General features: G+C 47.5%; 11 protein-coding genes. All 11 read left to right on the top strand.

All coding sequences use genetic code 11. The features are described from left to right. Positions 1–8: 8 nt before the first annotated feature. The 11 genes from MUB35_RS30485 to MUB35_RS16000 all read left to right on the top strand — a co-directional run bounded on the left by MUB35_RS30485 (position 9) and on the right by MUB35_RS16000 (position 12,504). Positions 9–137 carry a hypothetical protein gene (locus MUB35_RS30485; protein ID WP_255785808.1) on the top strand — a complete coding sequence of 43 codons (129 nt, stop codon included), beginning with the start codon at positions 9–11 and terminating at the stop codon, positions 135–137. A 24-nt stretch (positions 138–161) separates the two neighbouring features. Beyond that, positions 162–1,526 (top strand): ABC transporter substrate-binding protein, encoded by a 1,365-nt coding sequence (locus MUB35_RS16045; RefSeq protein WP_033141429.1) that lies wholly within the window; start codon positions 162–164, stop codon positions 1,524–1,526. Between the two features lie 78 nt (positions 1,527–1,604). Next, entirely contained in the window at positions 1,605–2,498 is an 894-nt protein-coding gene (locus MUB35_RS16040; protein ID WP_033141428.1) for a carbohydrate ABC transporter permease, read from the top strand. A 1-nt stretch (position 2,499) separates the two neighbouring features. Continuing rightward, positions 2,500–3,360, top strand: a complete 861-nt coding sequence (locus MUB35_RS16035; RefSeq protein WP_033141427.1) for a carbohydrate ABC transporter permease — start codon at positions 2,500–2,502, stop codon at positions 3,358–3,360. Positions 3,361–3,447: 87 nt separating this feature from the next. After that, on the top strand, positions 3,448–4,962 hold the full coding sequence (arfA, locus tag MUB35_RS16030; RefSeq protein WP_244806491.1) for an arabinosylfuranosidase ArfA: 1,515 nt from the start codon (positions 3,448–3,450) through the stop codon (positions 4,960–4,962). A 113-nt stretch (positions 4,963–5,075) separates the two neighbouring features. Next, positions 5,076–6,416, top strand: a complete 1,341-nt coding sequence (locus tag MUB35_RS16025; RefSeq protein ID WP_103731114.1) for an MATE family efflux transporter — start codon at positions 5,076–5,078, stop codon at positions 6,414–6,416. 173 nt (positions 6,417–6,589) lie between these two features. After that, positions 6,590–7,597 (top strand): aspartate--ammonia ligase, encoded by a 1,008-nt coding sequence (asnA, locus tag MUB35_RS16020; RefSeq protein ID WP_244806490.1) that lies wholly within the window; start codon positions 6,590–6,592, stop codon positions 7,595–7,597. 13 nt (positions 7,598–7,610) lie between these two features. Next, entirely contained in the window at positions 7,611–8,357 is a 747-nt protein-coding gene (gene larB, locus MUB35_RS16015) for a nickel pincer cofactor biosynthesis protein LarB (RefSeq protein WP_033141423.1), read from the top strand. Positions 8,358–8,906: 549 nt separating this feature from the next. Beyond that, positions 8,907–10,211 (top strand): PocR ligand-binding domain-containing protein, encoded by a 1,305-nt coding sequence (locus tag MUB35_RS16010; protein WP_244806489.1) that lies wholly within the window; start codon positions 8,907–8,909, stop codon positions 10,209–10,211. A 21-nt stretch (positions 10,212–10,232) separates the two neighbouring features. Continuing rightward, the gene (locus MUB35_RS16005) at positions 10,233–10,883 is read left to right on the top strand and encodes a cobalamin B12-binding domain-containing protein (RefSeq protein WP_033141421.1); all 651 of its coding nucleotides are present in this window, start codon (positions 10,233–10,235) and stop codon (positions 10,881–10,883) included. 187 nt (positions 10,884–11,070) lie between these two features. Beyond that, positions 11,071–12,504 carry a trimethylamine methyltransferase family protein gene (locus MUB35_RS16000; RefSeq protein ID WP_244806488.1) on the top strand — a complete coding sequence of 478 codons (1,434 nt, stop codon included), beginning with the start codon at positions 11,071–11,073 and terminating at the stop codon, positions 12,502–12,504. Positions 12,505–12,518 lie beyond the last annotated feature (14 nt).

Genomic DNA, 12,518 nt, shown 5'->3' with positions numbered 1-12,518 from the left:
CCTCTGATTTGATAAAGGAACGTAACGATTCAGCGACAGCGCTTTACAGCCAGGTGAAAATCACATCACGAAAGACGATCTTACATGGACTTTTGCCCGGAGCTGTGGAGACACTGAAAGTTACAAAGCATCTATAATATTAAGAAACGGAGGCAACAACAATGAAGAAGAAGGTTTTAGCAGCATTACTCAGCGCAGCCATGATCGGCACTATGTTAGCAGGATGCGGATCCAAAGGCGGAGACGATGCAAAAGAGAGCAGCACCAAGGAGACAGGTAAAAGAGAGATGGAAGTGGAAGGTGATGATGTCACCACACTTACTGTCTGGACATTCATTGAGAACCACCAGGATTTCTATACAAATATGGCAGAGAAATGGAATGAGGAAAATCCGGACAAGAAAGTAAAACTGGTTCTTTCCAATATGGCATATGATGATATGCACAACAAATTATCTCTGGCTCTGGAATCCGGCGAGGGTGCTCCCGACGTAGTTGATATTGAGTTAGGTAAATTCCCGGCATTCATGACAGGCGAAGTCGGACTGAAAGACTTATCTGATGTGATCGCACCTTACAAAGAGAACGTGGTTGAGTCCAGACTTGACTTATACTCCAAGGACGGAAAATATTACGGACTGCCCACTCATGTAGGAACAACCGTTGCTTTCTACAACACAGAGGCTCTTGACGCAGCAGGCGTTGATTACACCACGATCAAGACCTGGGATGACTTCAAAGCAGCAGGTGAGAAATACAAAGAAGCTACAGGAAAAACCTTCGCGGCAGCTGAGACAACAGCACAGTGGACTCTGAACCTGATGCTGGCTCAGAAGGGCGGAGACTACATGACAGAGGACGGCAAGCTGGATGTAAACAATGACAAAATGGTAGAGTGCTTACAGTATATGAAAGATATGCAGGCAGCAGGCGCCCTGGATACCATCGCAGGCGGACAGCCGGACAATGAGGAAGCATATCCGTTATTCAACTCCGGTGATGTGGCAGCAGCTATCATGCCGTTCTGGCAGACAAGCCGTTACACAAGCTACATGACAGACCTGAAAGGCAAAGTAGCCATCGCAGCTCCTCCGGTATGGGGTGACAACGACGCGGTTAAGACCATCGGCGGCGGCGGAACAGGTACCGCAGTTGTGGCAGGCAGTGAGAACGCAGACCTGGCAGCAGAAGTATTTGCTTATATCAAACTTTCCGAGACAGCCAACGAAGAAGTATGGAATGTATTGGGATTTGACCCGGTCAACACAGCTCTCTGGACAGACACAGCCATTACAGAGAATCCGGACAATGCATTTATCCAGTATTTCAATACAAAACCATTTGACACACTGAACGAACTGGCTGACGGCATCGGCCTTCTGAAATGCTATACAGACGAGAAAATGCCGTCTGTAAACAACACCTTCTGTACCGTTACACTGAATGATATTTTTGAATCTGACGCAGATGTGAAGACAGCTCTTGACGATGCACAGGATTCCTTAGAGAACGAATTTGCTGAATAAAAATTCATAAGTTATCGCTGCGGCCTGACCGTCGGGTCAGGCTGCAGTTTTGTTGGAGGAGAGAGAAAGGAGTATAAAATGAACAAAGTGAAAAAATTCTTTTACTCACAGAAAGCAGCTCCTTACGTGTTTGTCTTGCCGTTTGTACTTACGGTACTGTTATTCTGGATTTTCCCGATTGGAAACGGCGTACTTTTAAGCTTTCAGGATGTGTTAAAAGATAAATGGGTAGGATTAAAAAACTATGAGAGGCTTCTGTCTGATAAGATTTTCCTGAAGGCAGTTTGGAACAGTGTAAAATATATGATCGGAACCTGCGCGCTGCTGATTCCGTTCCCGCTTTTATTTGCAAGTCTTCTGAACAGTAAATTAATGAAAAAACCCGGATTTTTCAAATCCATTTATTTCCTGCCGGCGCTGACATCCGTCGTTGTTGCAGGTACCATTTTCCGTCTGATCTTCGGAGAAATGGATACAGCTTTGGCAAACCGCGTGATTGAATTTTTCGGACATTCCCCCATCAAATGGCTGAAAGGCCAGTGGACCGGATATTTTGCACTGCTTCTGGTAGCCTGCTGGAGATGGACCGGTGTAAATATTCTCTATTTCCTTGCCGGATTACAGAGTATTTCCACGGATTTATACGAGGCAGCATCCATAGACGGTGCGTCCAAATGGCAGCAGTTCAAAAAAATCTCCTTTCCGCTTGTGAAACCAACAACCGTATACGTGCTGACCATCAGTATCTATGCAGGTCTGTCCATGTTCCTGGAAAGCTACATGTTATGGAAGGGAAACAACTCACCGCAGAATATCGGTCTTACCATTGTGGGATATCTGTACCGCCAGGGTATTGAAAAACGGGCTATGGGTTATGCCTGTGCCGTTGGTCTGGTCTTGCTGATCGTGGTCATGATCGTCAACCTGATCCAGCTTACCGTGACCGGAACATTCAAGAAGGAGGAACGCTGATATGGCTATGGATAAAAACGAAGCAAGAAGAAAAAAAGACAGATTTGCCACAGCAGGTCTGCTCGTCCTTTTTACCATCCTGGCTGTTCTGATCATCCTGCCCATCTATGCCATATTTCTGGCAAGCTTTAAGCCGGGCGGACATCTGCTTCAGTATGGGCTGAATCTGGACCTGGATTTTTCTGTCATGAACCTGGACAACTATGTGCTTCTGTTCACAGGCTCCCATGATTACTGGACCTGGTTTACGAACAGTATCATCCTGACCGTGATCACAGTGGTGCTCACGCTGCTCATCAGCGCGTTCGTGGCATACGGGTTTGCGGCCTATGAATTTAAAGGAAGACAGGTACTCTTTGTGATCGTACTGATCATCCTCTCCATTCCTCTGGAAGTTGTTATGCTTCCTCTGTACAAACAGATCTCAAGCTGGGGAATGATGGATAATTACGGAGCAATTGTGCTTCCCTTCCTGGCTCACGCGTCAACCATCTTCTTCTTCAGGCAGTATCTGCTGGGGCTGCCGAAGTCTCTGATAGAAGCAGGACGTATTGACGGTGCCACAGAGTACGGTATTTTCTTCAAACTGATCATTCCGATCATGAAGCCGGCTTTTGCCGCAATGGCTATTTTAAATGGTATGAATGCATGGAACAACTACCTGTGGCCGTTGCTGGTGATCCGTTCTTCTGAAAAGTATACGCTGACCCTTGGTCTGAACACCCTGATCAACCCTTACGGAGATAATTACAGCCTGCTGGTAGTGGGTTCCTTCTTCTCCATTGTGCCGATCTTCATCCTGTTCGTATGCTTCCAGAAGTATTTCATCGAAGGTATGACAGCCGGCGCTGTAAAAGAGTGACAAGGGAAAGTACAAGTTTACCGGACTTCCATACAAGTGTTATAATTACCCCATAGTACATGACTTATTTTAGGAGGATTTGATTTTATGAGCAGACGTGCAAAGATGGTGCTGGACAAGGAATTCCGTATCGCACCTGTGGACAAGAGGATTTACGGTTCCTTCATTGAGCATCTGGGACGTGCCGTGTACGAAGGCATCTATCAGCCGGGACATCCGGCTGCGGACAAGGACGGATTCCGTCAGGACGTGGTACAGCTTGTAAAGGAGCTGGACGTACCCATCATCCGCTATCCGGGCGGAAACTTTGTCTCCAATTTCTACTGGGAGGATTCCGTAGGTCCGGTGGAGGAACGTCCAAACCGCCTGGAACTGGCCTGGAGAAGCCTGGAGAAAAATGAGGTTGGCCTCAACGAATTTTCAAAATGGGCAAAACAGGTGAGCTCAGAGGTGATGATGGCAGTGAACCTGGGCACAAGGGGAATTTCCGATGCCTGCAATCTGCTGGAATACTGCAATCACCCGTCAGGAACAAAATACAGTGATATGCGTGTCAGACACGGAGTGAAAGACCCGCACAACATCAAAGTATGGTGCCTGGGAAATGAGATGGACGGCCCCTGGCAGATCGGTCATAAGACCATGGAAGAGTACGGACGTCTGGCTGAGGAGACCGCAAAGGCAATGCGCCTGATCGACCCGTCCATTGAGCTGGTATCCTGCGGAAGCTCCAACCGGGATATGCCTACATTCCCTGACTGGGAGGCAGTTACACTTTCCCATACATATGACTACGTGGATTATATCTCCATGCATCAGTATTACGGAAACCGGGATGATGACAGCAATGATTTTCTGGCACAGTCAGATGATATGGATGATTTCATCCGCACCATCATTTCCACCTGTGACTATGTAAAGGCTAAAAAACGTAGTAAGAAGGTTATGAATCTGAGCTTTGATGAATGGAATGTATGGTTTCACTCCAACGCGGCGGATGATGACATCACAGAGAACCATCCGTGGCAGGTGGCACCGCCCATGCTGGAGGATATCTACAACTTCGAGGATGCCCTGTTGGTGGGCCTGATGCTCATCACTTTGATCAGACACGCAGACCGTGTGAAGATGGCATGCCTTGCGCAGCTTGTGAACGTGATCGCACCCATCATGACAGATGCCGCAGGCGGCGCCTGGAAACAGACCATTTTCTATCCGTTTATGCACGCATCCAAATACGGACGCGGTGTGGCTCTTCTGCCTGTTATGAACAGTACAAAACATGCCACGGCAAAACACGATGAGATCACTGACGTGGAGTCTGTAGCTGTCTACAATGAGGAGGCAGATGAGGTGACCATCTTTGCCGTGAATCGTAACCTGGAGGAAGATGTGGAACTTAGCACAGATGTGAGAAGCTTTGAGGGATACCGTATCCTGGAACACATCGTTCTGGAAAATGAAGACCTGAAAGCAGTCAACGACCTGGGGATGGAAAAAGTCGCTCCTGCCAATGCGGATAACCGCAGCAGCCTGGATGACGGCGTCATGACCAGTGTACTGAAAAAAGCATCCTGGAATGTGATACGTCTCGGGAAATAGAATGAAAAACAGAATCGAATAATGTCTACCGCACAGCCTGTAAAAGTGATATAATACAACATTACAGGCTGTGCGTTTTTTTGTACCGGGCACAGGTGAAAGAGGAGAATGTGATGAGACAAAAGACAAGAGATATGACAAGCGGGAAGCCGGCAGGTATCATCGTTTCCTTTGCCCTTCCCCTCATGCTGGGAAACGTATTCCAGCAGCTATATACCGTGATGGACAGTGTCATTGTAGGGCGCGGCGTGGGTGTGGAGGCTCTTGCAGCCCTTGGAACTTCAGACTGGCTGAGTTTTACGGCCATGGGAGGGATCACAGGCGTGGCCCAGGGCTTTTCCGTACTTATTGCCCAGTGCTTCGGGGCAAAAGATGAAAAACGCCTGAAAAAGGCAGTGGCAATGTCCGTGTGGACGGGAAGCCTGATCACTCTGCTGATCATGGCTCTGTTCATCGGCAATCTGTCCCGCCTGCTTGGCCTGCTTCGTGTGCCGGATAATATCCGCCAGCCGGCCCATAATTATCTGCTGATCCTCATGTTCGGACTGGTGGCAACGGCTCTTTACAATATCTGCTCCGGTATCCTGCGGGCCATGGGGGACAGCCAGACGCCGCTGCGGGCCATGATAGGAGCTTCTGCCGTGAATATTATCCTGGACCTTATCTTTGTCCTGGTATTTCACTGGGGCGTAGAGGGCGCAGCGCTGGGAACTGTGCTGGCCCAGGTATGCTCAGGCGCCATCTGCTTTTGGCAGCTTAAAAAGTACGGTATCTGGAATATAGAAAAAGCGGACTGGAAATGGGATTGGGAGATGGCAGGGCATCTGCTGGGCCTTGGCATACCCGTGGCATTCCAGAATGTGATCATCGGTTTCGGAGGCATTGTCATCCAGTATGTCATCAACGGATTCGGCCTTTTATATGTAGCCGGTTTTACGGCAACCAACAAGCTGTACGGTCTTCTGGAGCTGGCGGCAGTCTCCTTTGGCTACGCCACATCCTCCTTTGTGGGACAGAACCTGGGTGCAGGGGAATACGGAAGAATTAAGGAAGGTGTCCGTGCCTCAGCGAAGATATCCATAGGAATCGCAGTTGCCATCGGTGCTGTGCTTCTCCTTTTCGGACGCAGTATCCTGAAAATATTTATCTCCCCGGAGGCATCCAATGCATCAGAAGTGCTGACCATTGCATATAATTATCTGGCGGTCATGGGGGCAACGCTGATCATTCTCTATCTGCTCCATATTTACCGTTCCGCCCTGCAGGGCATGGGTGACACACTCATTCCCATGTGCTCCGGAATCGCGGAGCTGGTCATGAGAATCCTCATTGCGCTCCTTCTGCCTCTTATAATAGGAAAAGAGGGCATCTATTTTGCCGAGACAGGTGCCTGGCTGGGCGCCATGGTGATCCTCATAGGTGCGTACAGAAAGCGGATACGGCGGTTTGATTAAGATGCTGCTCACACGCCGCTGTCCCGCCGGACACGGAGCGGACAGTAAGCTGATGAGGGAATTGACTATTTACAACACTGCTTTTTTATAATAAAATAAAAAACAGTTGTTATCCGCCGAAAACGGGCAGATGCAGACATTCCATAGAACATAAAAAACGGGAGGAAAGAGACATGGGAAAAGTAACAATACCAGAGAAGTATCATTCATGCTTATCCAGCTATGAGACACAGGAAGCGATTGGTATCATCAAGAATCTGATGCAGAAGAAACTATGTTTGGCTTTAAATCTGAAAAGAGTGACAGCGCCGGTTTTCGTAGATCCGGCTTCCGGTCTGAATGATGATCTGAACGGTGTGGAGCGCCCTGTAACATTTGATATCCCGGATGCAAATATGAATGCCCAGGTCGTGCATTCCCTGGCAAAATGGAAACGTATGGCCCTTTACCGCTTTGATTTTCATGTGGGAAAAGGAATCCTCTGCGATATGAACGCCATCCGAAGGGATGAGGAGCTTGACAATCTGCACTCCGCGTATGTGGACCAGTGGGACTGGGAAAAGATCATCACAGCGGAAGACAGGAACCTGGATTATCTGAAGGATACGGTGACCAGAATCGTGAACTCCATTTGCAACGCGCTGGAAGAGGTGAAATACCACTATGAAAACCTGGACACAGAGCTGTGCCGTGAGGTGTCCTTCATCACTTCCCAGGAACTGGAGGATATGTATCCTGACCTGACGCCGAAGGAGAGGGAGAACGCCTACGCCAGGGAGAAGAAGACGATCTTCATCATGCAGATCGGTGACCTGTTAAAATCAGGGGAAAAGCATGACGGCCGGGCACCGGACTATGATGACTGGAAATTAAACGGTGACCTGTTGTTCTGGCATGAGCCTCTGCAGTGTGCCATGGAGATTTCATCCATGGGAATCCGTGTGGATGCCAAAACCCTCAGTGAACAGCTTGATAAAGCCGGATGCAATGAGCGCAGGAACCTGACTTTCCACAAAATGCTTTTAAACAACGAACTGCCCCTCACTATCGGCGGCGGCATCGGCCAGTCCAGGGTGTGCATGCTTCTTCTGCAGAAGGTACATGTGGGAGAGGTACAGTCCTCCATCTGGGACGAAGCTACCCTGACTGCCTGCAGCAATGCCGGTGTTGAAATCTTATAAAGAGGAAAGATATATGGATATTCAAAATATACTGCTCCAGGTGAAAAGCGGAGAGATGTCTCTTGAAACCGCGGAGCAAATGCTGGAAAAGATACCTTACGAGGACCTGGGCTATGCAAAGCTTGACCATCACCGCAGAATCCGTTCCGGGTTCGGTGAAGTAGTGTTCTGTTCCGGAAAAGCCACGGACCACCTGGTAGGCATTTATCAGCATTTTTACCAGCAGGACGGCTGTGTCCTGGGCACAAGAGCCAGAGAGGACCAGTATCTTGCTGTGAAGGAGGTACTTCCCCAGGTGCAGTACGACCCCCTTTCCCATATCCTTGTCATTGAGAAGGAGAATGCGGCAAAAGAGGGATGCGTGGCTGTCTGCACCGGCGGTACGTCCGACATTCCAGTGGCCGAGGAGGCAGCCAGGACCGCAGAGTATTTTGGCGCCAATGTGGAGCGTATTTACGATGTAGGTGTAGCGGGAATCCACCGCCTTCTCTCCCAGCAGGACCGTCTGCGCCACGCCAACGCCATTGTGGCCGTGGCCGGAATGGAGGGCGCCCTGGCCGGTGTGGTTGCCGGCCTTGTGGAGGTGCCGGTCATTGCAGTGCCCACCTCCATAGGATATGGAGCCAACTTCGGCGGACTGTCAGCCCTTCTGACCATGCTGAATTCCTGTGCGGAAGGGATTTCGGTGGTGAATATAGACAATGGGTTCGGAGGAGGGTATATGGGAGCCCAGATAAACCGGCTGATATGCAGAAAATAGAAAACAGGGGCTGTCGGTTAATCACGATTTTGATAAGGTTCCTGCTATAAGATAAGCATATCTCACAGAATTTTGTGCTCTTAAGGACACAAGTTTCTGTGAGATATGCTTTTTTTCTTTGGGTGACTTATTTTACCCTGTCTTCTGCTCGGTTTCCTTTCTTATTTCTCAATTTCATGTTTCTCCCAATCGCATCCAGTACGAATACTTTTAAGGCAGTCATTTGATTGAAATCATTCCATCCATAGACTGCCTATATCACAGATTAATTTTGAGCCTTGTGGCGTATGTCCGGAAGGTAGAAATCAGCAGCAAAATCAAAAATTTCCACGATTGCGCGAAATGTGGTATAATACCGACAGGTATTATACAAATCTGTCTGGTAAAACTGTTAAGATCATGCAGGATATTTTGCTGTTTTAAAACATTAAGCATAGTCGAATGTGTGTTTTTCGGCAAAGCCACGCAGGGATATTTGTCCATGATGGAACCTTCTGGTATGAAATGTAATAAAAGTGGCAGTTACATTTCAGAAAAGAGGAGGGACCGGTGCAAAGAACAGTTGTTGAGAGGGATGATAAGTTGGAGAATGAAAAACTGGCGCTGGAAAAGGAAAATCTGCGCAAGGTGATGGATAATTTTTCATTATCCACCGGACTGAGCGTTGTGGCTGTCAATCTGTATGGAGAGGTTTTCCTGTCCGGCGCACAATATGAGGAAAATACATTCTGCCAGTATATTCAGTCCATTGCAGAGGGCAGGGAGCGGTGCAGGCGGTGCTATGAAAAGGCGTGCAAAGAGGCGTTTAAGTGGGATGAACCTTATTTCTTCCGCTGTCATGGCGGGCTGGTGATGTGGGCTGCGCCGCTGCAGATCGAGCAGACCAGGGTGGGCGCTATTGTGTGCGGCCAGGTGCTGCTCTGGAAAGCGGACCGCTTGTTTTTAAATGAGATTAAAAGCCTGCCTCTTTATGCGGGACATCCAGACCAGCTGCTGAACAAAGCCAGGGAACTGAAAGTGATTTCCGTCAGGCAGTGCCAGGCTGCAGCGGAACTTCTGAAAGCAGTAGTGGAACATTTCAGCAATACCGGTTATTATCTTCTGATCGATCAGAAGAATAAATATAACTGGAGAAATATGGTGCTATCCCAGATTCGGGACAGAAAAAAAACATATGAGAAAACAGCATTTGACCGTTCCGTTTATCTGAAGCGGGAGCGGAACTTTCTTCAGCATGTACGGATGGAAAATAAAGAAAAGATTGTGGAACTGTTTCCGGTCCTGTACACGGATATGGAGATTCTCTCAGGATATGACCAAACAGAGGTGAGACAAAGCGTAAGGGATTTTATGGTACTGGTGTCCAGGGCCTGCGCTGAAGCAGGACTGGAAGCCGAGCTGGCGCAGCAAATGCTTCGCCAGTATGAAAAAGAGACGGCGAACCTGAAAGATTCAGAGGAGATTTATGCGGTTTCTTATGGAATGATCTGCAATTACCTTGATATGATCTTTCAGTCCCAGGGAAATTCTCATACCGGGCTGATACAGTCAGTGGTAAATTATATACAGCAGCACTATGGAGAGGATATTACTCTTGACGATATCGCCGCCCACGTCTGCCTGAGCAGATCTTATCTATGCGCTTTGTTCAAAAAAAATATGAATATGACCATAAATGATTACCTGCTGCGGGTACGCGTGGAGAAATCTATAGAACTGATGAAAAGCCGGGCGTGGAATACCGGGGAAATTGGCCGGAAATGCGGATTTTCCAGCCAGAGTCATTATACAAAGGTATTCCGAAAGTTTATAGGTTTAACGCCTGGACAATACAGAAATAAATTGTTGTCATAGCCTTATACGTTTGGGAGGTGTATGGTGGATATCTATGAAGAGATCAGTAATTCCCTTTTAATAGGAAATGCGGAAAAAACAGACAGCCTGGTGCGAGAGGCACTGGGAAAAATGTATCCGGCTGAGATGATCCTGGAACAGGGTCTGGTCGGCGGCATCAAAAAAATGGAAGAGAAATTTCAGTCTATGAGTATGTTCGTCCCGGAAGCACTGATGTCTGCCAGGGCATTGAATATCGGACTGGAAAACCTTCGGCCGTATCTGAAGCGGAAGAACGGCTACAAATGTACTGCCATATTGGGGACGGTGGAAGGCGATTATCATGATATCGGAAAAAACCTGGTAAAAATTTATATATCTACCCTGGAGATTAAAGTGATCGATCTGGGGGTAGATGTATCAAAGGAAGAATTTGTAGAAGCGGTCCGGAAATATAATGCGAAGCTGGTTCTGATCTCTGCACTTCTCACCACAACACTGCGGGAGATGGAGCTGGTGATCAAAGAACTGGAAAAGGAAGGCCTGCGGAATCGGGTGACCATTTTTGTGGGCGGCCTGCCGGTCACAGAGTCCTATGCCCAGTCCATCGGGGCGGATTATTTTACTCAGGATGGCCTGGAACTGCGGGATTTTCTCGGAAAAAATCTGGATAGGCTTTTAAAGGACAAATGAGCAAAAAATCATAAGATTTAACAAAAATGTCAAGACCGGTTTTGTGCTATCTTTTCAGTAGAGATGAAAACAAAACCGGTTTTTTTCATATCAGCGAAACTAAATCAGGAGAAGTATTATATGTGACCAGAATGAAAGTATTTATCGAATCAAAAACTGGTACCGATAGCATTGCTAGGGAGGGTATATGGGTAAAAAAGGATTGTATTCAACACTGCGTTTCATCGAGGACAGAGATTATGGAAGAATCCATGAGGCGTCCATTGACATTCTGGAGAATACCGGCGTCATATTCCAGAATGACGAAGCAATTGAAATCTTCAAAAAACATGGAGCAAAGGTAGACGGATACCGTGTCTACATCACCAGGGATATGGTGGATAAGGCTCTGAAAACACTGTCTCGTACTTACAAGCTATACAGCCGTAATCCGGAACAGACGGTAGAAATCGGTAAAGATTTTGCAGTACAGCCTAATGCAGGTGCTGTATTTATTCAGGATCTGGATCATGGTAAAAGGCTTGCCGGCATTGAGGATTATGGCAACATGATGAGACTGGCCCAGGCCAGCGACATTATAAACCTGGTAGGAGCACATCCGCTGGATCCTTCAGATGTTCCTTCAGAGTTCAAACATCTGCATATGTGCTATGAAGTCCTGAAGAACTCTGATAAGCCTGTACTGGGCTTCACCATGAATCAGAAGAACAGCAAAGAGTTTCTGGATATGATTCAGATTTCCATGGGTATGGCGCCTGGTGAAGAGACTGATATTCAGTACAGCAATTTCAGTGCCAACCCATTAAGCCCTCTGTCATGGTCACATGATACACTGGGATCCATGATGGAGTACACCAAACGCGGACAGGGCGTTTATCTGCTGCCCTGCATTATGGCAGGTATTTCCGGTCCCATGCGTCATATGGGTATGCTGGTACTGCAGAATACAGAAGTGCTCAGCGGTATTGTACTGATGAATCTGATCAATGAGAAAGCTCCAGTTGTTTACACACCTTCTTCAACTGTCGGCTATATGAAGAAGGGTACCTACACAACAGGTACGCCGGATATGTCCCTGATCAACATTCCTCTGCTGCTGATGGCTCATGACTTCTATCATATTCCTTCCAGATGCATGTGCGGTATGACCGACTCTAAAGTGCCTGATATGCAGGCAGGTCTGGAGACCATGCAGAATGTAATGATGGCAGTCTTTGCAGAAGCAGATATCATCAACGAGTGTCTCGGCGTTCTGGATGCTATTATGACAGTATCTTACGAGAAGCATATCGTAGACGAGGAGATCATCAAGAGAGCTCTGTATCTGAAACAGGGCATAGAGACAGATAATGATGCCATGTCTGTTGATGTTATCAAGGAAGTTGGTCCCAGAGGATCTTATCTTGAGCATGACGATACCTTTGAACATTATAGAGAGGTATTCGACAATGACATCTCAGAGTGTGAAAATTACAATACCTGGGCTAACAGCGGTTCTATGGATATCATCCAGCGCGCAAATATGAAATACAAAGAGATTCTGGCAGCGGCTCCCGATACACTGTTAGATCCTGAGACAGATAAGGACCTGCGTGCTTATATGGCAAAAATTATTGATTAAACAAAAATTTAAAG

The organism is Blautia sp. NSJ-175, from assembly GCF_022867815.1.
Classification (GTDB): Bacteria; Bacillota; Clostridia; order Lachnospirales; family Lachnospiraceae; genus Blautia; species Blautia celeris.
Note: the sequence above shows the minus strand (reverse complement) of the source record. Positions and strands in the feature narration are given on the sequence as shown.